The sequence below is a fragment of the Bradyrhizobium sp. CCBAU 53415 genome (assembly GCF_028128735.1).
Taxonomy (GTDB): domain Bacteria; phylum Pseudomonadota; class Alphaproteobacteria; order Rhizobiales; family Xanthobacteraceae; genus Bradyrhizobium.
This window is the reverse complement of the sequence record NZ_LBJF01000024.1, coordinates 94,229-118,531: the sequence shown is the minus strand read 5'-3', so window position 1 is coordinate 118,531 and position 24,303 is coordinate 94,229. Positions and strand designations below refer to the sequence as shown.

Annotated in this window: 24 protein-coding genes; 19 read left to right on the top strand and 5 right to left on the bottom strand. The window is 64.1% G+C overall.

Features of this window, described 5'->3' with window-relative positions:
• The first annotated feature begins 8 nt into the window (after positions 1–8).
• Positions 9–422, top strand: coding sequence for a VOC family protein (locus XH87_RS18815; protein ID WP_035704629.1), 414 nt, complete (start codon positions 9–11; stop codon positions 420–422).
• Between the two features lie 112 nt (positions 423–534).
• On the opposite strand, the gene XH87_RS18810 is transcribed toward XH87_RS18815, so the two are convergent.
• Positions 535–885 carry a hypothetical protein gene (locus XH87_RS18810; RefSeq protein ID WP_271588409.1) on the bottom strand — a complete coding sequence of 117 codons (351 nt, stop codon included), beginning with the start codon at positions 883–885 and terminating at the stop codon, positions 535–537.
• A 106-nt stretch (positions 886–991) separates the two neighbouring features.
• Here XH87_RS18810 and XH87_RS18805 point away from each other — a divergent pair, with 106 nt between their 5' ends.
• Positions 992–1,285, top strand: a complete 294-nt coding sequence (locus XH87_RS18805; RefSeq protein ID WP_271588408.1) for a hypothetical protein — start codon at positions 992–994, stop codon at positions 1,283–1,285.
• A 142-nt stretch (positions 1,286–1,427) separates the two neighbouring features.
• Here the strand turns inward: XH87_RS18805 and XH87_RS18800 are convergent, their stop codons facing one another.
• Positions 1,428–1,865, bottom strand: coding sequence for a hypothetical protein (locus XH87_RS18800; protein ID WP_035704630.1), 438 nt, complete (start codon positions 1,863–1,865; stop codon positions 1,428–1,430).
• A gap of 134 nt (positions 1,866–1,999) precedes the next feature.
• Positions 2,000–2,788: an SDR family NAD(P)-dependent oxidoreductase gene (locus tag XH87_RS18795; RefSeq protein WP_035704631.1), complete on the bottom strand. Its 789-nt coding sequence runs from the start codon at positions 2,786–2,788 to the stop codon at positions 2,000–2,002.
• Between the two features lie 252 nt (positions 2,789–3,040).
• Between XH87_RS18795 and XH87_RS18790 the strand changes: the two genes are divergently transcribed.
• From XH87_RS18790 to XH87_RS18710, 17 genes are all read left to right on the top strand, one after another.
• Entirely contained in the window at positions 3,041–3,457 is a 417-nt protein-coding gene (locus XH87_RS18790; protein ID WP_271588407.1) for a YciI family protein, read from the top strand.
• Positions 3,458–3,525: 68 nt separating this feature from the next.
• Positions 3,526–3,930, top strand: coding sequence for a YciI family protein (locus XH87_RS18785; protein ID WP_271588406.1), 405 nt, complete (start codon positions 3,526–3,528; stop codon positions 3,928–3,930).
• A 51-nt stretch (positions 3,931–3,981) separates the two neighbouring features.
• Positions 3,982–4,347, top strand: a complete 366-nt coding sequence (locus tag XH87_RS18780; RefSeq protein WP_035704636.1) for a YciI family protein — start codon at positions 3,982–3,984, stop codon at positions 4,345–4,347.
• 188 nt (positions 4,348–4,535) lie between these two features.
• The gene (locus tag XH87_RS18775) at positions 4,536–5,276 is read left to right on the top strand and encodes a TetR/AcrR family transcriptional regulator (RefSeq protein ID WP_271588405.1); all 741 of its coding nucleotides are present in this window, start codon (positions 4,536–4,538) and stop codon (positions 5,274–5,276) included.
• A 121-nt stretch (positions 5,277–5,397) separates the two neighbouring features.
• Positions 5,398–5,889 (top strand): DUF2852 domain-containing protein, encoded by a 492-nt coding sequence (locus XH87_RS18770; protein ID WP_271588404.1) that lies wholly within the window; start codon positions 5,398–5,400, stop codon positions 5,887–5,889.
• Positions 5,890–6,239: 350 nt separating this feature from the next.
• A complete protein-coding gene (locus XH87_RS18765; protein WP_271588403.1) occupies positions 6,240–6,767 on the top strand; it encodes a flavodoxin family protein in 528 nt (175 codons plus the stop codon).
• Between the two features lie 465 nt (positions 6,768–7,232).
• On the top strand, positions 7,233–7,949 hold the full coding sequence (gene tolQ, locus XH87_RS18760) for a protein TolQ (protein WP_028180156.1): 717 nt from the start codon (positions 7,233–7,235) through the stop codon (positions 7,947–7,949).
• A 145-nt stretch (positions 7,950–8,094) separates the two neighbouring features.
• Positions 8,095–8,544, top strand: coding sequence for a protein TolR (tolR, locus tag XH87_RS18755; RefSeq protein WP_028152217.1), 450 nt, complete (start codon positions 8,095–8,097; stop codon positions 8,542–8,544).
• 3 nt (positions 8,545–8,547) lie between these two features.
• Positions 8,548–9,507 (top strand): protein TolA, encoded by a 960-nt coding sequence (locus XH87_RS18750; protein ID WP_271588402.1) that lies wholly within the window; start codon positions 8,548–8,550, stop codon positions 9,505–9,507.
• Between the two features lie 41 nt (positions 9,508–9,548).
• Positions 9,549–10,895 (top strand): Tol-Pal system beta propeller repeat protein TolB, encoded by a 1,347-nt coding sequence (gene tolB / locus XH87_RS18745; protein ID WP_271588699.1) that lies wholly within the window; start codon positions 9,549–9,551, stop codon positions 10,893–10,895.
• A gap of 257 nt (positions 10,896–11,152) precedes the next feature.
• Positions 11,153–13,480: a putative bifunctional diguanylate cyclase/phosphodiesterase gene (locus tag XH87_RS18740; RefSeq protein ID WP_035704644.1), complete on the top strand. Its 2,328-nt coding sequence runs from the start codon at positions 11,153–11,155 to the stop codon at positions 13,478–13,480.
• A 173-nt stretch (positions 13,481–13,653) separates the two neighbouring features.
• Positions 13,654–14,418 (top strand): N-acyl amino acid synthase FeeM domain-containing protein, encoded by a 765-nt coding sequence (locus XH87_RS18735; protein ID WP_035704647.1) that lies wholly within the window; start codon positions 13,654–13,656, stop codon positions 14,416–14,418.
• Between the two features lie 242 nt (positions 14,419–14,660).
• On the top strand, positions 14,661–15,149 hold the full coding sequence (pal, locus tag XH87_RS18730) for a peptidoglycan-associated lipoprotein Pal (RefSeq protein ID WP_035704649.1): 489 nt from the start codon (positions 14,661–14,663) through the stop codon (positions 15,147–15,149).
• A gap of 206 nt (positions 15,150–15,355) precedes the next feature.
• Positions 15,356–16,402 carry a tol-pal system protein YbgF gene (gene ybgF / locus XH87_RS18725; RefSeq protein ID WP_271588401.1) on the top strand — a complete coding sequence of 349 codons (1,047 nt, stop codon included), beginning with the start codon at positions 15,356–15,358 and terminating at the stop codon, positions 16,400–16,402.
• Positions 16,403–16,479: 77 nt separating this feature from the next.
• Positions 16,480–17,538: a tRNA lysidine(34) synthetase TilS gene (tilS, locus tag XH87_RS18720; protein ID WP_271588400.1), complete on the top strand. Its 1,059-nt coding sequence runs from the start codon at positions 16,480–16,482 to the stop codon at positions 17,536–17,538.
• Between the two features lie 277 nt (positions 17,539–17,815).
• Positions 17,816–19,741: an ATP-dependent zinc metalloprotease FtsH gene (gene ftsH, locus XH87_RS18715; RefSeq protein ID WP_035704662.1), complete on the top strand. Its 1,926-nt coding sequence runs from the start codon at positions 17,816–17,818 to the stop codon at positions 19,739–19,741.
• Positions 19,742–19,929: 188 nt separating this feature from the next.
• Positions 19,930–21,372, top strand: coding sequence for a hypothetical protein (locus tag XH87_RS18710; protein ID WP_271588399.1), 1,443 nt, complete (start codon positions 19,930–19,932; stop codon positions 21,370–21,372).
• Between the two features lie 154 nt (positions 21,373–21,526).
• Here the strand turns inward: XH87_RS18710 and XH87_RS18705 are convergent, their stop codons facing one another.
• Positions 21,527–22,522: a glycosyltransferase family 2 protein gene (locus XH87_RS18705; RefSeq protein ID WP_271588398.1), complete on the bottom strand. Its 996-nt coding sequence runs from the start codon at positions 22,520–22,522 to the stop codon at positions 21,527–21,529.
• Between the two features lie 74 nt (positions 22,523–22,596).
• Complete coding sequence (locus XH87_RS18700) at positions 22,597–24,279, bottom strand: hypothetical protein (protein ID WP_271588698.1); 1,683 nt, start codon at positions 24,277–24,279, stop codon at positions 22,597–22,599.
• Between the last annotated feature and the right edge of the window lie 24 nt (positions 24,280–24,303).

Here is a 24,303-nt window from a genome sequence, read left to right as displayed (position 1 = left end):
GAAAAACGATGCTCAATCCCTATCTGTTCTATCAGGACAATTGCGAAGCGGCGTTCACCTACTACGCCAAGGTTCTCGGCGGCAAGATCGAAGCAATGATGCGGTCCTCGGACGCGCCGCCGGATGTGCCGGCCGCGCCCGGCCGCGAGAAGATGATCATGCACGCACGGATGTCGCTGCCCGACGGCAGCGTGCTGATGGCTTCAGACGCGCCGGCCGAGCACTTTCACAAGCCGCAGGGTTTTTCGATTTCGCTCACTGTCAAGGATCCCGCAGACGGCGAGCGCAAGTTCAACGCGCTCGCCGACGGCGGCTCGGTCACCATGCCCTTCAGCAAGACCTTCTGGGCCAGGGGCTTTGGCATGTGCGTCGACAAGTTCGGCATTCCCTGGATGGTGAACTGCCCGGCGGAGGGAATATGACGGGCGCGACCGCGCGCACGGTCCACTGAGCTGCGGCCCCTCTCTCCGATGCTGCGGGAGAGGGGGCACGCATGGACTCATTGCGTCACACGCCGATCCGCCGTTTGTCCTCTCACCGGATCGATCCGGTGACGTCCTCGCGCGGCGGCGACGGCTCCATGCAGCGAGGGCAGATCATGAGCTTGCTGCCGAGCTGCTTGTCGTTCTCCGCCTGTATTTCGTCGTGGACCGCCCACCATGCCTCGGAATATGGGCGCAAAGTGCCGAGCACCCGTTCCCGCTCCTGATTCGGATCACTTGCCGCGGGGGCGCGATTCGTGACGTGTCGCTTCGCGACATGAGGACGGTTTGGATCCTTGCCGAGACCGTCCCACGCGATGGGGCGACGTTCCTGCGCTGAAGCGCCTGCGCACTCTATCAGCGCTGTACAAAAAGTGAGCAAGATGAAGCCGTGTCGAATCATGCCGGGCCTCTGCTGCGTGTGCGATGCGCAGAATCCGCGTGAGACACGCGCATCGCGACGGCTCAATGGAACTCAAGGCAAAACCAACCATGGCCGAATATCAACCATGGCCGAATATGAGGTCATGCTTTCGCATCACTTTGCGGGCGCAGTGAGGCCGCTTCATGAAACCAAATGCATCGCACAACAATTGGCGCAATATTGGGCTGTGATCTGCACGCCGGAATCGCTATTGGTGATTCATAAAAGTTACAAACTGGGATGGACGTCACTTGGAAGGGGAGCGACCGATGGCGGCGGCGCTACAGATCAATTTTGCTCTTTGGGGAATGCTCATCTGCGCCAGCGCAAAGCTGGTACCGGTGATACAGACTCTCTTTTGAAGGCAGACAGCGCCTGACGGCGCAGATCCCCCGGCGCGCGCTGCATGCGAGCGCAGGGAACATGGTGTTTGGCCTCGGACCAGCCAAGCAAAATCGTCTTCAATGTGATGCGGTTCATTCAGATCATTCACGTCGCACTCGTGGCAGCTGCCAGCTTCATCAGCGACATCGCGGATAGATCGCGGCGAGATCACGTCCCTTCAGCAGCAGCAACCGCGAGGTAAGGCCGCCCCGGCGGCTGATCCAGTCGCGCACCGGGCCGGGATAGGCGGCAAGCACCGCGACCGATGCCTCCGGCTCGGCATAGAAGCGCCCGCGCCGGTCCACCGAACGCGCGGCGTGGAAGCCGAGCACGGCGCGCTTGGTGACGCAGATGCGCTCGCCCGGGACGATGCTCAGCACCAGCGTGCAGGCGGACAGGCAGGGACCATCGATCACGACGCGCTCGCCGCTCTCGCGCACTTTCTCGAACAGATCGAGGAACGGCCCGACCTGTCCGCCTGGAGACTGGATGATGCGGATTTCGGCCGCGGCGGGCCTGACGGCGAGCAGCGCGGATGCAAGCATCAAGGCTTTGAGCAATGAGATGCGTCGCATGAAGTCTCCACGAGCTCGATTTTGTCAGGTGGGCTGGCGTAGCCCACCATCCTTGGCGCCGCGTGACAAGAGGTGGGTTACGCCCGGCGGCCCGCGCTTCACGCGGCCCGCAGCTCTAACCCACCGTACAGGTTCTACCCGTTGCGCCTTTGCCCGCGCAGCGTCGGCAGACCGATACCGGCCGCATCGAAGCCGCCATCAACGGCCAAAATTTGACCGGTGATGTAGCTCGCGCTTGCCGAGCACAGGAAATAAATCGCTTCCGCGAGTTCCTCTTCCAGGCCGTAGCGGTTGAGCGGAATGGCGTCATGATAGTCTGCGCGGATCTCCCTGGTGTGCACCTGCTTCGCCATCGCGGTGTCGACCGGTCCCGGCGCGACCGCATTGACACGGATGTTGAGGGAGGCGAGCTCGACCGCGAGCTGCTTGGTGAGGTGCGCAAGGCCCGCCTTGCTGGTGCCGTACGCCGAGCGCAGCGTCGAGGCGCGCACCGCCGAGATCGAGGTGATGTTGACGATGGCGCCGCCATTGCCGTCGCGCATCAAGGGCACTGCCGCCTTGGTGCAGAGAAACGGTCCGGTGAGGTTGACCTCGAGCACGCGACGCCAGTCAGCCTCGGACGTCTCCATCAGCGGCGCGAACACCGCGATGCCGGCATTGTTGACCAGCGCATCCAGCCGGCCGAACCGCCGCTCGATCGTCGTCATTGCGGCGGTGACTGCGGACGCGTCCGATACGTCGCAGGTCAGCGCCAGCGTCGCCTCGCCTAGGCCGATTTCGGCGACCGTTCGCCCGAGCAACTCGCCCTCGATGTCGAGCAGCGCCACACGCCAGCCCTCGGCCAGGAATTTTTTCGCGGTCGCAAGCCCGATGCCGCGCGCGGCTCCGGTGACGAGGGCGACTTTTTGCGGGGTTTGCGGCATCGGCTGATCTGTCCTGTGTCCGGGAGGGGCGCGCGAACGCCGGCCCCTTTTACTTCGCTTCGGTTCCGGCATGAAAGGCCCCGCGCCATGCCTGTCGAGCCGATTCGGCCCCGAATGCGCCTGCCGCAGTCGCTCTGGCACGGCCTCTAAGAAAGTTTCCGCCCCGCTGTCGGCTCGGCAGAAGGTCGTTCGTCTTAGAGGGGAACGCGGGCCGGCTGTTTCAGTCCGCAAGACATATCACGGAGCAGGTCGATGCGTTTCATGGTGATCGTCAAGGCAAACCAGGACACCGAGGCCGGCAAGATGCCGACCACGGAGATGCTGGCGGCGATGGGCAAGTTCAACGAGGAAATGGCCAAGGCCGGCGTCATCGAAGCCGGCGAGGGCCTGCATCCGACCGTGAAGGGCGCGCGGGTCAGATATTCGGCGTCCGAGGCGGGCGTCACCCGCGGTCCATTCACTCTTTCGCCCGACCTGATCTCGGGCTTCTGGCTGATCAAGGCTGCCTCGCTGGACGAGGCCATTGCCTGGATGAAGCGTGCGCCGTTCGAGCCAGGCTCGGAGATCGAGATCCGCCAGGTTTTTTCGGCCGAGGATTTCGGCGAAGCCTTCACCCCCGAGCTGCGCGAGCAGGAAGAGCGCATCCGCGCGTACGCGGCGAGGGAATAATGGATGAATGGATTCGGGTTCGCGACTTTATCGCGCCCCGGAATGACAGCGAGTGACGAGGAAGTCCCATGCGATTCATGATGCTGATGATCCCGCTCGGATACGAGGCCGCACCACCGAACGTTCAACTCGATCCCGAACGTGTCGCGGCGATGATGCGTTACAACGAGGCGCTGAAGGATGCCGGCGTACTGATCACGCTCGACGGCCTGCATCCGCCCTCAATGGGGGCGCGCGTCTCGTTCGCGACCGGCGAACCCATCGTCACCGACGGCCCTTTTGCCGAGGCCAAGGAAGTGCTGGGCGGCTATTGGATGATCGAGGTCGCCTCGCGCGCGGAGGCGATCGCCTGGGCGAAGAAGTGCCCGGCCTCGCCGAACGAAATCATCGAGGTCCGGCAGGTGCAGGAGATCACCGACTACTCGCCCGAAGTGCAGGAAGTGGTGGCCGAGTTCGGAGACCTGAAGAGGTAGACGAGACAGCCGCTATCCGATTTTCCGATCAATCAAGCAGAGGAGATATCCATGAGCGCCGAACACAAATTTCTCGCCGTCTATCTCGGCAGCACGTCCGGTACGAAGATGGCGGCCTGGCGCGCCCTGCCGGAGGCCGAACGGAAGGCCAGGGAGCAGGAGGGCATGGCTGCCTGGCACGGCTGGGTCGAGAAGCACAAGTCCGTCATCGTCGAGATCGGCGGCCCGCTCGGCAAGACCCGCAGGATCGACGCGAATGGCATCACCGAGGTCAGCAATGCGCTGACCGGCTTCACGGTGGTGCATGCCGCCTCGCAGGAGGAAGCTGCCAAACTGTTCGAGAACCATCCGCATTTTGCGATCTTTCCGGGCGAGGCGATCGAAGTGATGCCCATTCTGCCCATTCCGCAGATGTAGCCTCCAGTGGACCGTCATTCCGGGCGATGCGGAGCATCGAACTATGGTGCGCAATTCGCACCTGAGAATCTCGAGATTCCGGGTTCGGCTCTTTGAGCCGCCCCGGAATGACTGCGGAGAATGCGGGGTTAATCACGCGCGATTCCCGCTAGTGACCTTCACGCCCGGCTCATGTAAAGGTCGTTCACATGAGCTGGCGCAAGGAGCAGCGCCGCGCCGAGCGCGGCTATCACCACGGCAATCTGAAGGAAGCCTTGTTGCAGGCCGCTCTCGGGCTGATCGCCGAGAAGGGGGCGGCCGGCTTCACCTTCGCCGATGCCGCGCGCATGGCCGGTGTCAGCGCGGCGGCGCCCTATCGGCATTTCCGCGACCGCGACGAGCTCTTGTCCTCGATCGCCCAGCGCGGTTTCGAGCAGTTCGAGGCGCGCCTGGCCGCGGCCTGGGACGACGGGCGCCCCGATACGGTCACCGCGTTCGAGCGCGTCGGCAGGGCCTATCTCGCCTTCGCCCGCGAGGAGCCGGCCTTCTACAACGCAATGTTCGAATCGGGCCTGCCGGTCGATGCCAATCCTGCCTTGATGGCAGCGGGAGAGCGCGCATTCGGCGTCATCCGTGCCGCGGCCGAGCGCCTCGCCGCGCTGACGCCGCCCGGCACACCCCGTCCGCCGGCGATGATGATGGCGTTGCACATCTGGTCGATGTCGCACGGCGTCGCCTCGCTGTTCTCCCGCGGCGATGCCGCCCGTCGCAAATTGCCGATGTCGCCGGACGATCTGCTAGAGGCCGAGGTGCTGATCTATCTGCGCGGGCTCGGCTTCCCCATCGACCGCCGTCCGGCCGGCAAGAGTGCCGAGCCGCCGCCGGTGCCGCCGGAGGCTCCCTCCGGTTCGGGCGTGCCGCCGGGCGGCCCCTGGGGCAAGCCGAAATAAAGTTGCGCAAATAATTCCGCGGGCCTGTCAGGCGGCCGGCTTGACAAAATCGCGGGATGGTCTAGCTATGTAAATGTTATTTACATTCACAACGGCGCAGGTGCCGTGATGGAGATGGGAAATGGCCTACACCGCTGATGTCAATCGATGGCGCGGCCCTTCGGACCGATACCAACAGTACGAGCGCCCCCGCATGCTCGATACGCCCTGGCATCCCGGCTGGATCGCCGTGACCATTCTCGGCTTCATCATCTGGTGGCCGATCGGACTTGCCCTTCTCTTTTTCACACTCGGGAGCAGAAGAATGTCGTGCTGGAGCCACCAGGATCGCTGGCAGAACAAGATGGAGCGGATGCAGTACAGGATGGATCGCATGCGCGACCGCATGGAGCGCCGTGGCTTCGGCTTTGGCTTCGGCCCGCCGTCCTCCGGCAACCGCGCCTTCGACGAATATCGCGCCGAGACGCTCCAGCGCCTCGAGGAAGAGCAGCGCGAGTTCAAGGATTTCCTGACCCGTCTGCGTCACGCCAAGGACAAGGAAGAGTTCGACCAGTTCATGGCGCAGCACAAGACGCGTCCAACCCCGCCGCCGACCGACCAGCAGCAGGGCTGACGCCTCTCAAAGCCTTCAGGCGCATGCCCCCAAAGTCCTGATGGCCCCGAGCCGCCCGCCTGCGCGACCCGCAGGCGGGCGGTTTGGCTTTTGCCGTGCTTACCTCTGCCGCTCGCAGGTCGGTGCGAAGCGCCGGGCCCTCTCCTCTCACGGAATTCTTCGATGCGCATCCCGCCGTCGCCGACCTGCTGCCGCCACGTTTTCGGGGCGCGCGGCTCTCGCACGTCAGGCCGCACGGCAAGATGTTTCAAGCCCGGCACGCATCATCGACGTATCTCCGCGCCTTTTGACGTGAATCAAGCCAAGCGCATCGCGGGCGCGATGTAGTTCGTCAGGCGGAGGCGAGGAGCATGACGATGGCCAACGCAAGAATTCTCGTAGTCTATTATTCCCGGACCGGCGCGACGCGCAAAGTTGCTCAATCGCTGTCGGATGCGTTGTCCTGCGACAGCGAAGAAATCACCGAGGCTGGTAGCCGCAATGGGATATTCGGCTATCTGCGCTCGGTCATGGAAGCGCGACGGCAGATCCCATCGTGCATCGCCGCCACCGTCAGAGATCCATCTCTCTACGATGTCGTTGTGATCGGAACACCGGTCTGGGCCTGGTCGCTATCTTCGCCCGTCCGTGCCTACTTGCTCGCAAACAGGTCGAGCCTCCCTGCCGTGGCGTTCTTCTGTACGCTTGGCGGGGCCGGCAGCGATCAGGTCTTCGGCCAGATGCGGGAACTCGTCGGCAAGCGACCCCTTGATTGTCTTTTCGTCGCTGCGCGCGACGTGGCATCGGCGAACTACGGACCGCGGCTCGCCACGTTCGTCGAGGCAATACAGCGCGAAATTGAGAACGGGCGCAGCCGTGCAGCGACGAGCGCGGCCTGAGGGTTTGCTCGTCCAGCGGTTTGGAAGGTTTCGCTGCACGAGGAGGCGGTCTCTGGGCCCGCGCCCAGCGTTGATCACGCGGAACTCGAAACCGGTTCCGGGAACGCGGGCTTGGGCTCGACTTCCGCGGCTAGATGCCGCCGCCCAAGGGGGGAGCGGACCAAGTAAATGTCCCGCCTGCCTTTCCGGAAGCCAAATTCGTCGCCGGTAACCCCGCATTAACCAACGCCGGGCTCTGGTAAGAACGAACAAGTCGCGCCCGAAAGCCGTGTCGAGGCCCATAGTTTTGACATCTTGGCGGGGAATGCAGGCGGCCGGCTTTGGAGCAGCCCTGCACCCCAGAAAGACAAGGCTTTGAGCGGGCTTGCCGGCCGCGCCGGTTCTAGCGCGGCTGCTGGGGAACACCGGCAGCGATTTGCTGGCCGAAGGACATTGGGTAACGATCGCCTTGAGAGGATACTGCTTATGAATCCGGCCGACGTGGCTCAGTCAGCCCTTCCGGTTGCTGCCTCCGCCGACGTGTCGCTGATTGCGCTGTTCTGGCAGGCTCACTGGATCGTGAAGGCGGTGATGCTGGGACTTCTGTCCTGCTCGGTCTGGGTCTGGGCGATCGCGATCGACAAGATCTTTCTTTACGCGCGCACCCGGCGCTCGATGGACCGGTTCGAGCAGGCGTTCTGGTCCGGCGAGTCGATCGAGGAACTCTATCGCACGCTTTCAGCCAAGCCGACGCATTCGATGGCGGCCTGCTTCGTGGCGGCGATGCGCGAATGGAAGCGTTCTTTCGAAAGCCATGCGCGCTCGGTCGCGGGCCTGCAGATGCGCATCGACAAGGTGATGAACGTCTCGATCGCGCGCGAGGTCGAGCGCCTGGAACGGCGCCTGCTGGTGCTGGCGACCGTCGGCTCTGCCGGCCCCTTCGTCGGCCTGTTCGGCACGGTCTGGGGCATCATGTCGAGCTTCCAGTCGATCGCGGCGTCGAAAAATACCTCTCTGGCGGTGGTTGCCCCCGGTATCGCGGAGGCGCTGTTTGCGACCGCGGTCGGCCTTATCGCCGCCATTCCTGCCACTATTTTCTACAATAAGTTCACGTCCGAGGTGAACCGTCAGGCCCAGCGGCTGGAGGGCTTCGCCGATGAATTTTCAGCCATTCTGTCGCGTCAGATCGACGAGCGGGGCTGATGGACGGCATGTATGGAGCGTTTTCGAGCGAAGTGGATACCGGTTCGCGTAAAGAAAACGCGTCAGGACAAGAATCTAGAGCCCCGTTCCGATTTCATCGGAACGGAATTGGCTCTACTGTGAAGGGCAAGTTGGGCACTCGATCATGGCGATGAACGTTGCGAGCTCATCCGGAGGCGGCGGGCGCCGCGGCCGGCGCAAGCCCGTGGTGGCCGAAATCAACGTCACGCCGATGGTCGACGTGATGCTGGTGCTGCTCATCATCTTCATGGTGTCGGCGCCGATGCTGACGGTCGGCGTGCCGCTCGACCTGCCTCAGACCCAGGCCAAGAGCCTCGAAAACAACGACCAGAAGCCGATCCAGATGTCGGTCGACATCAAGGGCAAGGTGTTCATCAACGATGCCGAGATCGCGATCAACGAACTGATACCCAAGCTGAAGGCGATCACGGATGCGCGGGGCGGGCTCGAGGAACGCATCTATTTGCGTGCCGACAAGAAGGCGGATTACGGCACGGTGGCCAAGGTCATGGGCCTGCTGTCGGGTGCCGGATTCAAGAAGCTCGCCCTCGTCACGGAAGCGGATCAGGGGTAAGCCGTGAAGGTGAAGGTCGACAAGACACTCGTTGCGTCGATTGCCCTCCATGTCCTCGTGCTTGGATGGGGGCTGGTCACCTTTAGCAGCAAGGCCTTCATCGCGCCGGAGGAGTCGCTTCCGGTCGACATCATCTCCACCGATCAGCTCGCGCAAATGATGTCGGGGCAGAAGACCGGCGACAAGAAGGAGCCGAAGCCCAAGGTCGAGAAGATCGCGGAAGCGAAGCCCGAGGAAGACGCCGTCGGCAAGGTCACCGAGAAGAAAGAGCTGATCAAGACCAATTCGCAGCCGGAGCCGCCGCCGAAGCCCGTTGAGAAGCCGGTCGAGAAGAAGCCCGAGCCGCAGAAGCCGGTTGCCGAGGCCAAGCCAAAGGAAGAGCCGAAGCCGCAGGAAAAGAAGCCTGATCCGGCCAAGGAAGATCCTATCGCCGAGCTCCAGAAGAAGCTGGAGACCAAGAAGCCGCCGCCCAAGCCCGTGGAGCAGAAGGTCGCGGCTGTGCAGCCTCAGCATCAGCCCAAGCCGAAGGAGCGCACCTTTGACCCCGCACAGATCCAGCGCGACCTCGACAAGCGCGCAGCGACCCGGCACGAGCTCGCCGGCTCGGCGCTGAACGCGTCGGCCTCGCTGGGATCGACGAGCGGAACGGCCGCCAACAACGTCGCGACCTGGCAAGGCGCGTTCATGTCGGCGGTCAGGCGCTGTTTTACGCCAACCTATAACGGGCAGGACGCTGATCAATACGAAGTCGACATCGATATCTACATGAAGATCGATGGAACGCTGGCATCCGAGCCGGTTGTCGTTGCGGCAAGAGGACCGTCGCGGTCGATTGCTCAGGCTGTGGCGGAGAGTGGCAAGCGAGCCATCGTGCAATGTCAGGTCTATTCGTTCCTGCCAAAGCAACAGTATGACACCTGGAAAACCATTCCGATGCGCTTCGGCCTGAAGGATATGTTGTGATATCCGAACCAAAGAAATTTGCGATGAATGACATCCGATCGATGAATCGCCGCCGCTTCATGACCCTGACAGGCGCGGGGCTCGCCGCGCTTGGGGGTGGACGCGCCTTCGCCCAGGCCCAGCAAGGGCGGCTTCAAATCAATCCAACCGAATTCCAGCCGATCCCGATCGCGATCTCCAGTTTCGTGCCGGGCTCGCCCTCCGACGGCGATGTCGGCAGCGGCGTCACACAAGTCATCACCAACAACCTGAAGCGCTCGGGCCTGTTCGCGCCGATCGACCAGGCCGCCTTCATCGAGCGCATCAGCAACATCGACGTCGCGCCGCAATTCCAGAACTGGAAGACCATCAACGCGCAGGCTCTCGTCACCGGCCGGATGACGCGGCAGCCGGATGGCAGGCTCAAGGCCGAATTCCGCCTGTGGGACGTGGTCACCGGCCAGCAGCTCACGGGACAGCAATATTTCACCTCGCCGGAATATTGGCGCCGCATCGCCCACATCATCTCCGACCAGATCTACGAGCGCATGACCGGCGAGAAAGGCTATTTCGACAGCCGCGTGGTGTTCGTGGATGAAAGCGGGCCGAAGGAGCGCCGCGTCAAGCGGCTCGCGATGATGGATCAGGATGGTGCCAATGTGCGCTATCTGACCCGCGGCTCCGACCTCGTTCTGACGCCGCGCTTCTCGCCGAACTCGCAAGAGATCACCTACATGGAGTTCGGCCAGGGCGATCCGAAGGTCTATCTCTTCAACATCGAGACCGGCCAGCGCGAGATCGTCGGCAACTTCCCCGGCATGACCTTTGCGCCGCGCTTCTCGCCGGACGGCCAGCGCGTCATCATGAGCCTGCAGCAGGGCGGCAATTCCAACCTGTTCGTGATGGATCTGCGCTCGCGCTCGACCACGCGCCTCACCGACACGCCGGCGATCGACACGTCTCCATCTTACTCGCCGGACGGCACCCGCATCTGCTTCGAGTCCGATCGTGGCGGCAGGTCGCAGATCTACGTGATGGCGGCTGGCGGCGGCCAGGCGCAGCGCATCTCCTTCTCCAAGGACGACACCAACGCCAGCTATTCGACGCCGGTGTGGTCGCCGAAGGGCGATTACATCGCCTTCACGAGGCAGGGCGGCGGCCAGTTCTCGATCGGCGTCATGAAGCCGGACGGCAGCGGCGAGCGGCTGCTTACCTCCGGCTTCCACAATGAGGGTCCGACCTTCTCGCCGAACGGCCGCGTCCTGATGTTCTTCCGCGATCCCGGTGGCAATGGGGGACCGTCGCTGTATTCCGTCGACATCTCCGGCCGCAACGAGCTGAAGGTGCCGACGCCGGGCTTCGCCTCCGACCCGGCATGGTCGCCGCTATTGTCCTCGACGTCGGGCTGACAAGATCGCAGCTGAAACATCGTGCGTTCAGACGTGCGATGTTTTCGAAAAAGCGCGCCGATTTTTTCGCGTTTGCTTCTCAAGGCAGGACTTCCTTCACCTTGTGCCCGGCAAGACTTGCCTAGTTGCTTGATATTTCAGCGAAAATCGGTTCGCTATTGCCGAAAAACAACCCGACTTTAACGATGTTCCCTCAGAAAGGCTTCATCTCGGTTGGGTAAAACTACGCGCCAAACAGGACGCGCGTACAAACCAAGATGCAGTTCGCAAGCCACAGCGCAGAGCAGGGACAGCCGCCGCCGGTCAACCCGGCAGCGCAGATCGATTCGCTCTTTGAAGCGCCGGGACCGCTGCTTGCCGGTCTCATCTTCGTGTCGATCGGAGCTGCACTGACTGCCCTGAAGACGGGCGAACCCCTCATTTGGGCGTGCGTGGCGCTTCTCGTCTTGGCCGGGACGGTGCGTGCGATCGATTTGCGTCGCTATCAGGCGCGCAAGTCGAGCGTGACCGCCGAGGCGGCCAAACGCTGGCAGACGCGGTACCAGATCGGTGCGAAGATTCAGGCCGCTGCGATCGGCACCTGGTGCGGCACGGTCCTGCTCGCCACCGATGACGCGGTCGCGCACATGATTGCTCTGTCGGTCACCACAGGCATTGCCGCAGGAGGGGCGGGAAGGGCGTACGGACGACCATCAATCTTCCATCTTCAGGCCCTGCTCATTTTCGCCCCGGCGGTCTTGGCATTGGCGTGGCGCGGCACGCCCTACTACGTCGCGATGGCGGTTGTGAGCGCTGCCTTCCTGCTGGCGATCATGCAGCTCTCGGTCAACCTGCACCGGATATTCATGGGAGCGGTGGTGGCGCGTGAACGCGAAGCGGCGCTCGCGGGCCAGTTCGATACCGCCCTGAACAACATGCCGCACGGGCTTTGCATGTTCCACCTCGATGGGCAGCTTGCGGTGATGAATCACCGTTTCGCGGCGATGATGAGCCTGCCCGACAATCTGCCGCGGAGCGGCGCCAGCGCGCGCGATATCATCGCGGCGTGTGTCCAGGCAGGATCCGTCTCGGCTGCGAGCGGCGAGCAGATCATCGCTGGCATCGAGAGTTCGCGGGAGAAGGAGATCATCACCGCCGATACGAACATGGAGCGAAACCGGTCGCTGTCCTGGACCGTTCAGCCGATGGCGGACGGAGGGGCGGTGGTGCTGCTCGAGGATATTACGGAGCGTCGCAACGCCGAAGCCAAGATCAGCCATCTTGCGAGATACGACGACCTCACGGCGCTGCCGAACAGGGTCAATTTCCGCGACGAAATCGAGCACCTGCTGGCTGTCTCCCACGACGCTAAGCAACTCTCCGCACTGCTGTTCATCGACCTCGACCAGTTCAAGCAGGTCAACGATACGCTGGGCCATCCCTGCGGCGATCAGCTTCTGTGCGCGGTCGCCAACCGCCTGCGCGAGATGCTGCGCCCGGAGGATTTCGTCGCCCGGTTCGGCGGCGACGAGTTCGTCGTGTTCCAGCAGAACCTCAATGCGCCCGAAGACGCCGCAGCGCTCGCCCGCCGCATCGTCGAGCGGTTGAGCGAGCGCTATCGCATCGACAATCATCTGGTCGAGATCGGCGCCAGCGTCGGCATCGCACTGACCTCGCCGGACGGCACCAGCGCCGATACGCTGCTCAAGAACGCCGACATGGCGCTGTACCGCGCCAAGGCCGATGGCCGCGGCACCTTCTGTTTCTTCCGCGACGAGATGGCGGCGACCGTGGAAGCGCGCCGCATCCTCGAACTCGACCTGCGCAAGGCGCTCGCCAATGAGGAATTCGAACTGTTCTTTCAGCCGCTGGTCAATCTGAAGTCCGGCAAGATCACCACCTGCGAGGCGCTGCTGCGCTGGAATCATCCCGTGCGCGGCACGGTTTCGCCGATCGATATCATCCCGGTCGCCGAGGACATGGGCCTGATCGTCGATCTGGGCCGCTGGATCCTGCGTCGCGCCTGCATGGAATGCATGAAGTGGCCGGATGGTGTCAGCGTCGCCGTCAACTTCTCGCCGCAACAATTCCACCAGCGCGATGTCCTGAGCGAAATCCGCTACGCGCTCGAAGTGTCGGGCCTGCCGGCGCATCGACTGGAGATCGAGATCACCGAGTCCTCGCTGCTGCGCAATACCCAGCTCACCCACGACATCCTGTCGCAATTGCGCGCGCTCGGCGTACGCATCTCGCTCGACGATTTCGGTACCGGCTATTCCAGCCTCAGCTACCTGCACAATTTCCCGATGCAGAAAGTGAAGATCGACCGCTCTTTCCTCGAAGGCATCGATGCCGACCGGCCGCTGACGCTGCTGCGCGGCGTCGCGCGGCTGTCCGCCGACCTCGGCATGGCCGTCGTGGTCGAAGGTATCGAAACCAACGAGCAGCTTGAGCGGATCAGCGCCGACGGCACCGTGACCGAAGGGCAGGGTTACCTGTTCAGCCGGCCCGTTCCGGCGGTGCGAATCCGCCAATTGCTCAACGCCTCGCATGGCCGTCGTATGCCTGACGACCAGCTCACCGTCGTGTCGTCGCGATCGGCCTGATCCTTTTCCTGGCAGCTCCTTCATCGCAATTTCACCGCAATCGGCTCTCGCGAGATCCGTAATCTTGCGGGCCGCAAAGGTTAACCCTAACAGTTCTAAGGCTTTGCAATTTCGTTAAGGAACCATTAATCTGCTGCTACTCGCGGAAGTTGCTTGGAGTCCAGAGGTAGCAGATGAAGTCCGGAGCCGAACCGAATCCGGCGCTCCTTCCACGAGGCGCCGCGTTGTTTGACCGCATCGATTACCGACTCATCGAGACTCCCGAGGAAAAGGACAACCTGTATTTGATGCGCTACCGCGCCTATCTCCAGGCCGGTCTGATCGAGCCGTCAGCCTCGCTGCGCGTCAGTGATCGCTTCGACGAAACGCCCAACACCTGGAATTTCGGGATCTATGTCGATGGAGAGCTTTGCAGCTCCGTCCGCATCCACCTTCTGACGTCGGAATGGCGGATGTCCTATACTACCGAAGTGTTCGGCGACATCCTGCATCCCCGCCTCGATCGCGGCGAGGTCTTTGTCGATCCGTGTCGGTTTGTTGCGGATCCCGACAAGCACCAGCGCTTTCCCGAACTGCCCTACCTGACCGTCCGCCTGGCCTTTGTCGCATGCGATCATTTCAATGCCGACACCGGGCTTGCCATGATCCGGACCGATCATCAGGCGTTTTACCGCCGCATCTTCCTGCACGAGACCATTTCACCTGAGCCGCGGGGGTTTCCGGGGTGGCCCACCAAGAAGGCGGTGCTGATGGCCACTGACGTCCGGCGGCAGCGGGACAAGGTTCTGGCACGCTTTCCGATCATGCGCTCCAGCGCGTTTGAGCGGCGCATGCTGTTTGAACGCAGCACTCCGCGCCAGGCTGCCACGCGGCCGGCGTTGCTGACCACGCCGCGGAACCTGGATGTGGCGGCTCCAGCACTCGGTTCCGTCTACTAGGGCGTTCCATCTGCTCGATCAGGCCTAAAATTCCGGCAGAAGCCGGCGCTTTTGCCGTCGACTCGGCTTGCCTTCACCCTTGCGCCACATTTACAAATCATTAACCATGGCGGTTGCTTTTCGCTGATTGGGGGCATTTGAGCGGCTGAGGCAAGGTTCCGTCAAGGTTGACGGAACGTTCGCTTAACCAACCCCCTGTAGACCGGACAGCAGTGGACTAACGTGAGCGTGGAGGCTCCGGAATGAAACATCCTATGCGTATCCTCCAGGGATTGAAGCTGGTCGCGGTGCTTGCCGTCGCGCTGTCGATGGGCGCCTGCGCCAACAAGAATGCTGCGACGGATGCGATGGCCAATGCGGCGACGCCGGGCAGCCAGCAGGACTTCGTGGTCAACGTCGGCGACCGCGTGTTCTTCGAAAGTGACCAGACCGATCTGACCCCGCAGGCGATCGTGACCCTGGAGAAGCAGGCGCAATGGCTCCAGACCTATCCGCGCTACAGCTTCACCATCGAAGGTCATGCCGACGAGCGCGGCACCCGCGAATACAACATCGCGCTCGGCGCCCGCCGTGCCCAGTCGGTGCGCTCGTTCCTCGCTTCGCGTGGCATCGACCCGAACCGTATGCGCACGATCTCCTACGGCAAGGAACGGCCGGTCGCCGTCTGTAACGATATCTCCTGCTGGTCGCAGAACCGCCGCGCCGTCACGGTGCTGAACGCGAGTTCCTGACGTTCAGTCAGGTCCCTGACGATCAGTCAGGCGCTGTTCAGCTTCGGAAATGGACTATGCCGGCGCCCTCTCGGGCGCCGGTTTCGTTTCAGCATTCTGTGACAGAAACCCCTTGGTACCAGTCACATTTTTGGCGTACTCCACTTCAATGTGTGGCGCGTCGAATGTTCCGTCGCAGGCCATTTCGCTTTTGTCGTCAGGGCAAGATGTCATCCAGATTGAAGGTCTTCACCGGCACCGCGGCGACCGCCGCGCTGCTCTCTTTGTGCTCGCCCGCACTTGCGCAACCGGTCTTCGCGCAGTCGGATGATGTCGACCCGGAGATGCGGATCGAGCGGCTGGAGAACCAGCTCCGCCAGCTCACCGGCCAGAACGAAGAGCTGCAATATCGCAACCGCCAGCTCGAGGAGCGGCTGCGGGCGCTCGAAGGCGGCGCGCAAGGCGCGCCCGGGCAGGCGCCCAACGTTGCGGCGATGCCGCCCGCCCAGATCGCGCCAACTCAGATCACGCCGGGCTATCGCCAGCAGCAGCAGGCCGTGCAGCCGAACTACGAGCAGCCGCAGATCGCCGCTCCTGCGCCGATCGTTCAGGAGCAGCCGGCGCCCGGCGCCCCTGGCTCGCGCCGCCGCGGCGATGCGTTCGATCCGAACCAGAATCCAAACGCGCCTGGCGCGCCCCGCGCGCTCGGCGGCGGCCAGCAGCCGATGCCGTCGGGAGCACCCGGCGGCCGCGGTGCCGGCGAGCCGCTCGATCTCGCCAACGCCGGCCCTCGTTATCAGCCGCAGGCCGCGCAGCCCGGCTACCCGCCGGCCCAATCCGGCAATCCCGCGCCGGCCGGCGGCGCTGGCCTGACCACCCTGCCGCCCTCGGCAACGCCGCGCGACGAGTTCGACCTCGGCATCGGCTACATGCAGCGCAAGGACTATGCGCTCGCCGAGCAGACCATGAAGAACTTTGCGCAGAAATTTCCGAGCGACCCGCTCGTGGGTGACGCGCAATACTGGCTCGGCGAGAGCTACTTCCAGCGCCGGCAATATCGCGACTCCGCGGAAGCCTTCCTCGCCGTCACCACCAAATACGAGAAATCGGCCAAGGCGCCGGATGCGCTGCTGCGGCTCGGCCAGTCGCTCGCCGCGCTGAAGGAGAAGGAGGCCGCCTGCGCCGCCTTCGGCGAGGTCGGCCGCAAATATCCGCGCGCCTCCGCCGGCGTCAAAGCGGCGGTCGACCGCGAGCAGAAGCGGGCGAAGTGCTGACGTCTTGGGTCCTGACAACGCGGATGGTGCTGCGCTAAACATCGCACCCATCCACTGGCGAGTGTCAGGGCCGCGTCATGTCAGACGACGACAATTCTCCCATCTCGGCGCGCGTGGCGAGGCGGCTCTTCGCCGGCCTGAAGGCTGCGCCGGCGCTGGTGCTCGCGGTCTCCGGCGGGCCCGACTCGGTCGCGCTGATGTGGCTTGCGGCACGCTGGCAGCGCAGCCTTGTGCGCGGCCCGCAACTCATCGTCGTCACCGTCGATCACGGCCTGCGCCCCGAGGCAGCCAGCGAGGCACGCCAGGTCAAGCGGCTCGCCGCCGAGCTCGGATTGCCGCACCGGACCCTGCGCTGGCGCGGCGCAAAACCGAAGACAGGGGTGCCTGCGGCGGCGCGCGAGGCCCGTTACCGGCTGCTGGCAGCGGCCGCGCGTGCCGCCGGTGCGAGCCATGTGCTGACTGCCCACACCCGCGACGACCAGGCCGAGACCCTGTTGATGCGCCTGTTCCGAGGCAGCGGACTTGCCGGGCTGTCGGCCATGGCTCCTCTCAGCGAGCGCGACGGCATCGTGCTGGCGCGTCCGCTGCTCGATGTTCCGAAGTCGCAGCTGATCGCGACCTTGAGGCGGGCGAAGCTCGGCTTTGCCGAGGACCCCACCAACCGGGACACCGCCTTCACCCGGCCGCGGCTGCGGGCGCTGCTGCCGCTTCTCGCGGCCGAGGGCGGCGATGCCCGCAACCTGGCGCGGCTCGCGGCAAGGCTGGCGCGGGCCAACGCGGCGGTCGAGGTGCTGGCCGACGGCGCCGAGCGCTTCCTCCGCTTGCGGGATCGCGGCCTTGCGCCGCAGGCGGGCGTCCGAAGCTTCGAGGCCTCGGCCTTTGCCGCCCTGCCGGAGGAGGTCCGGCTGCGGCTCCTGCTGCGGGCCATCAACGCGCTCGGACACGAAGGGCCGGCGGAACTCGGCAAGGTTGAAGCCCTGATGTTCGCATTGGACCAGGCCGTGGCCGCGAGTCTCCGCGCCCGCGCGACGGGCCGGCCGGTCCTGAAGCAGACCCTCGCGGGAGCCTTGATCAGCCTTGCCGGCGGGCGTATCCACATCGCGCCGGCACCGGCCCGGCGGCGCACCGGGAGATGAGCACGAAGCAGGGCGGATCATGGCACCGGCCGGTTCGCCTCCGCGCCGTCAGGCCACCTTAACCAGGCCGGAAAAACCCCCGATCGGACGCCATTATTTCCGCGGGAATCGCTCTAAGATGGGATAAATAGTCCCATCTCGTTCCCTTGGCAGCGACCGGGGCGGCACCTAAATTGTATCCGTCTAACGATGAGGATTCCTTGGGATTTCCTCGCATTGACCAAAGCCACTGCCCAAGGATCAGGGTCGCGATCCGCGCGACCACGAAGGAAGATCGATGAACGCCAATCTGCGCAATTTCGCCCTCTGGGTCATCATTGTTTTGCTGCTGTTGGCGTTGTTCACGCTGTTTCAGAATCCGGGTCAGCGGGCCTCCTCGCAGGACATCGCCTTCTCCCAGCTCCTGAGCGAAGTTGACCGCGGCAATGTGCGCGACGTCGTGATCCAGGGACCCGACATCCACGGCACCTTCACCAACGGCTCGAGCTTCCAGACCTACGCGCCGAACGATCCGACGCTGGTGAAGCGCCTCTACGACAGCAAGGTGCAGATCACCGCGAAGCCGCCGGGCGACAACGTACCCTGGTTCGTCTCGCTGCTGGTCTCCTGGCTGCCCTTCATCGCGCTGATCGGCGTCTGGATCTTCCTGTCGCGGCAGATGCAGGGCGGCGCCGGCAAGGCGATGGGCTTCGGCAAGTCGCGCGCCAAGATGCTGACCGAGGCGCATGGCCGCGTCACCTTCGAGGACGTCGCCGGCGTCGACGAAGCCAAGCAGGACCTCCAGGAGATCGTCGAGTTCCTGCGCGATCCCGGCAAGTTCCAGCGCCTCGGCGGCCGCATTCCGCGCGGGGTGCTGCTGGTCGGCCCTCCCGGCACCGGCAAGACCCTGATCGCGCGCGCGGTCGCGGGCGAAGCCAACGTGCCGTTCTTCACCATCTCCGGTTCTGACTTCGTCGAGATGTTCGTCGGCGTCGGCGCGAGCCGCGTCCGCGACATGTTCGAGCAGGCCAAGAAGAATGCGCCCTGCATCATCTTCATCGACGAAATCGACGCCGTCGGTCGTCACCGTGGCGCCGGCCTCGGCGGCGGCAATGACGAGCGCGAGCAGACGCTGAACCAGCTGCTGGTCGAGATGGACGGCTTCGAGGCCAACGAGGGCGTGATCCTGATTGCCGCGACCAACCGGCCCGACGTGCTCGATCCCGCGCTGCTGCGCCCGGGCCGCTTCGACCGCCAGGTCGTGGTGCCCAATCCCGACGTCGTCGGTCGCGAGCAGATCCTCAAGGTTCACGTCCGCAAGGTGCCCCTGGCGCCGGATATCAACCTCAAGACCATCGCGCGCGGCACGCCGGGCTTCTCCGGCGCCGACCTGATGAACCTCGTCAACGAGGCTGCGCTCACCGCCGCCCGCCGCAACAAGCGGATGGTGACGCAGGCCGAGTTCGAGGAGGCCAAGGACAAGGTGATGATGGGCGCCGAGCGCAAGTCGCTCGTCATGACCGAGGAAGAGAAGCTGCTGACGGCCTATCACGAGGGCGGCCATGCCATCGTCGGCCTCAACGTGCCGGCGACCGATCCGATCCACAAGGCGACCATCATCCCGCGCGGCCGTGCGCTCGGCATGGTCATGCAGCTGCCGGAGCGCGACAAGCTGTCGATGTCCCTGGAGCAGATGACCTCGCGCCTCGCCATCATGATGGGCGGCCGCGTCGCCGAAGAGCTGATCTTCGGTCGCGAGAAGGTGACCTCGGGCGCCGCCTCAGACATCGAGCAGGCCACGCGCCTGGCCCGCATGATGGTGACGCGCTGGGGCCTCTCGGAAGAGCTCGGCACCGTCTCCTATGGCGAGAACCAGGACGAGGTCTTCCTCGGCATGTCGGTGTCGCGCACGCAGAACGCGTCCGAAGCGACCGTCCAGAAGATCGATTCCGAGATCAAGCGCCTGGTCGAGGAGGGCTATCAGGAAGCGACCCGCATCCTCACCGAGAAGCGCGCCGACCTCGAAGCGCTCGCCAAGGGCTTGCTCGAGTTCGAAACGCTGACCGGCGACGAGATCGTCGATCTCTTGAAGGGCAAGAAGCCGAACCGCGAATCCGTGCTCGAGCCGACCACCCCGCGCGCCTCCGCCGTGCCCCCGGCCGGCAAGTCGCCGCGTCCGCGGCCCGATGCGGATCCCGGCCTGGAGCCGCAGCCGCAGGCGTGATCGAGAGGCGGCAGATGATATCGAAAAGCGCGGCGGCAACGCCGCGTTTTTTTTTGGTGGCTGGTTCAGGGCATCCCCGGCGCGAGCGAAACGCGCGACGCTTGACGCGGCGCTCCTGACCCCGCCTTGGCGCGAATGCGAGAAACATTAAAGAAGAACTTAACGCTTGCGTTCTACTTTGGCCCGTCATGTCCGACCAGGTCGTCCACAGCGCGGTTCAACCGTTTTCGGCACGTGCAGCGCTCCCTTGGACAGTGGGCCTCGGCGTCTATGCCCTGCTGCTCATCGTTGGACCGCGGCTGCTCGGTGATCCCGACAGCTATTCTCATATCGAGCTCGGGCGCTGGATCATGGCGCATGGCACCCTGCCGGTGAATGATCCTTTCTCCTTTTCCAAGCACGGCGCGCCCTGGATCACGTTCGAATGGCTCTCGGAGGTGATCTATGCCGCAGCCTACGCGCTTTCCGGCTGGCCAGGCGTCGTCATTGTCGCCGCGGCGGCGATAGCGCTCGCCTTTGGCCTGTTGACCTTCTTCCTGCTGCGCGAGCTTTCGCCGACCCAGACGCTGCTCATGGTGATCGCGGCCGTCATCTTGTTGGCGCCGCACATGCTGGCACGGCCACACGTGCTCGTGCTGCCGATTATGGTGACCTGGGCCGCGGCCCTGGTGCGCTGCATGGATCGTGGCGGGCCGCCGCCATATTGGGCGCTGCCGCTGCTGGTCGTGTGGGCCAATCTGCACGGCAGCGGAGTGTTGGCGCTTGGGCTGATTGGCCCCGCGGTGCTCGAGGCGCTGCTGCGCGAGGAGCGAAGCGAGTGGCCGCACGTGCTGGTTCGGTGGCTGCCGTTCACGGCACTCGCGGTCGCGGCGTCCTGCGTGACACCCCATGGGCCGGAACCGCTGCTGATGCCGCTGACGACACTCGGCCTCGGTCCGGCGCTTGCTTGGATCTCGGAATGGCGGCCGCAGGATTTCGGTCACATAGGCGGCTTCGAGCTGCTGCTGCTGGCTGGCATCTTTGCTCTCTCGCGCGGCGTCACGCTGCCGGTCGTGCGGGTGCTGGTGATGATAGGCTTGCTCCATTTCGCGCTGGCGCAGATGCGCAATGCGGATCTGCTGGCCATGCTTGCGCCGCTCTATCTGGCGGCCCCGCTGGGTCGCAAGTTCGGCGAACCTGCCGGCGACGATGCGGCCGGCTCGTCGCGCGGCCTCAATCTGGCCGCGCTCGGTGTATTGATCGCGATGAGTGGGGCGGGCCTGGTGCGTGACGTACGTCCGGCCGCGGCCATCACGCCCCAGGCTGCCATTGCTCACGCCGACCTTGCCAAGACCGGGCACGTGCTGAACGATTACTCCTTCGGCGGCTATTTGATCTTTGCCGGCATTCCCACCTTTGTTGATGGTCGCGCCGAACTGTTCGGGGGACCGTTCATCGATCGCTACAATCGTGCCCTCGCGCTGGTCGATCTCGGAGAGTTTCTCAAGCTGCTCGACGAATACAAGATCAAGGCGACGCTGCTCGCACCGAACACACCCGCGATAGCGATGCTTGACCGGCTGCCCGGGTGGCAGCGCGTGTACAGCGACGACGTGGCGGTCGTCCACAAGCGGCGAGATACGCCGCAATGATAAATCAGGCGTGCTGAAGACGACGTAGTTGGCCTCATGCCCCCGAGCGGCTCGAGAAGACGTGACGCGGCAAGCCTGAGAAAGTCGATAACAGGTTGGACCAAGTCGCGGGAGTCGTTCTGGTCGTCGTCAGGAGCCCGGTCCTTGTGCCGGATCACTCGTTGACGGCGTGGACCGCGGGTGCTGCCCCCGCCTCGTCGTGATCGAAGCCGGCGCGTGTCTGCACCACGTAGAGCGGGCGACGCTTCACCTCGGCATGGATGCGGCCGACATAGAGCCCCACGATGCCCGTCATCAGCATGTTGATTCCACACAGCAGGGACACGAGGACGATCGTCGAGGACCAGCCGGTCACGAGATGACTGTCGTTGCCGAGCCACATCAGGATCACCCAGCCTCCGTAGAGCAGAGCGAATCCGGAGACCGTCAGGCCGCACCAGATCGCGAGCCGCAGCGGCAGATCGGAAAAGCCGAGCGCGGCGTTCATCGCGAGCCGCACCATCTTGAACAGCGGGTATTTGGTTTCGCCCGCCGCACGCTCGAGGCGGTGGAAGGCGACTTCGGTCTGCCGGAAGCCGAGCCAGGCGATCATGCCGCGTACGAAGCGATCCCGCTCCGGCATCTGCCGAAGGGCGTCGAGCACCTTGCGATCGATCAGGCGGAAGTCGCCGACGTCGGCGGGGATGCCGACGGAGGACATTCTGCCCAGAAGCCGGTAGAACAGATGTGCGGTCGCGCGCTTGAATGGGCTCTCGCCCTCGCGCGACAGGCGGCGGGCGTGGACGATGTCGTTGCCTTCCTGCCATTTTGCGATCAATTGCTCGATCACTTCGGGCGGATCCTGCAGATCGGCATCCATGACGATGATCGCGTCACCTACGGCGGCGTCCATGCCGGCGGTGATGGCGACCTGATGGCCGAAATTTCGCGACAGGCCGACATAGCGAAAGCGCGGATCGCGCGTGGCGAGTGCCCGCAGCACGATCGAGCTGGAATCGCTGCTGCCGTCGTCGACGAAGATCGCTTCTGCCGGCCCGTCGAGCCGGGACAATACCAGTTCGAGCCGGCGCAGCAGGACCGGCAACACGGCCTCCTCGTTGAACACGGGAATAACGAGGCTGTAGCGGATCGATCTGGAATTGGCCGCCATGGAAGAGATTCCGACTGGGAGGGTGCAGCCGGGAGCCTACATCATTGACGGTTAAGGTGGCCTTGCCGCAACCGTTAGGGATCGAGGGCATTGGGGCGAGGCGGGGGGCTCGACGGGGCTAAGGGGAGCTGAGGCCAGGTGTGGAGTGGGACGGTGATAGCCGAACGACCACTCTGTGCAGCCGCGGCTTCGGTCCAGGACTTGCGGCGGATCTTGTAGAGAACAAATCGCTCCGAGGCGTCCAGCACATCCAGCAGGTCTGGCAGCGGGTTTGCGGCCCTTGGTCCAAGCACATACAGGTAGTCGTAGTCCCGGGCCCAGGTCCGTACGAACGGCGGCACCTCCGCCAGCGGCTGGCTCGTCGCAATCGCGGTGAGTAGGCTCGCTGGCAACACTCCTCCGTCGGGGGTGGCAAGACCACGCACGGTCTCGCGTGCCCGCACCGGTTGCTTGCCCGTTTCCGTGAACAGGTTGGGCACGAACGCGTTGGCGTAATGCACGGCCAGCGTCGGCGCGTAATACATCGGATACGAGGTGAGGTCGGCGAAGGGCGGGTCGCCAGCGTCGCCCGTGCTGCCCACCAGAACGCGCGAGCCGCGTTCGATCTTGTGGAACGAGGCGATGATCGCCGCGTAGTCGGCACGGTAAGGCAGCCACACCGCGAACACGACGGCGAGGTTGATCAGTGTGATGCCACTGATCCCGGCGAGCGCGGTCATCCTCCACGCCCGGCTCGGGAGCGACAGCGAGCAGAAGGCCGGCAGGATCAGCGCCGCGGCGGGAATCACGCGGAGGTCGGCAAACGAAGTTCCGAACAGCCTGGAGGGAATGACCACGTACAGGAGCACAAAGCCGATCGCGAGCCAGCTTCCGGCCGACTCGAGCTTGAGGACGCCGCGCCTTGCGGCGAAGAGCAACGAGATCATCAGCGCCAGCCCGGTGATCGCGGCGACCGTCGGATTGTAGCCGTTCATGATGCGGAGCGGCCAGATCGGCTTGTATCCGAGGAACCAGCTCGTGCCTTCGCTTCCGATCGAGCCCGCGTTCATGTGCATGACTGCAAAGAGCACCAGCGGTGGGACGGCCAACGCGCCAAACCGCGCGGCTGCGACGGGATAGGCAATCTGCCGTTGGTGGATGCGCGATAGTTCGAAAAGGCCAAGAGTCGCGCCGTAGATGCCGAGCGAAAAGAAATGCGCCACATACAGCGCCGCGACGAAGATCAAATTGGCGGCGAAACGCAGCGGCCATGGGCTTTCTGCCAGCATCAGATAGACGGCGACGCCCCAGAGCGCGAGGCCCATTCCGAACTCGAAGTTCACGAAGCCCCAGCTGAACGGCAGACAGTAAAGGAAGGCCAGCGCCGCAAAGCCGGCGAAATGGACATGTCCTTTCCGGACCCGTTCGAGAAAAAGCGCGCCTCCGACGATCAGCCATTGGCTCAGCAGCAGAAACAGCCGTGTGGCGTTCTCGACGCTCATCAGTCGCGCCATCTGCGGGACCAGCAGATCCATTGCAAGGTTTGGATAGAAAGCCCAGGCCACCTCGTAATGCGGATTGGCATGGGGGGTGCCGTTCCCGCTCAGAATAGACATGCGGGCAAGGTGATTAGGATAGTCGACCATCGCGGGAATGGGCGTCAGCAGCACCGGAAGAAGCGACACGGCCGCCAGCATTGCAAAAGCGGCGATCGCAACCGGCCGCTCCGGGCAGAGACGAGCCGGGATTGTCAAGGTCGGCCTGTTGGAAGGATCCATGTCATGGGATCGCTGAGTTTGAGC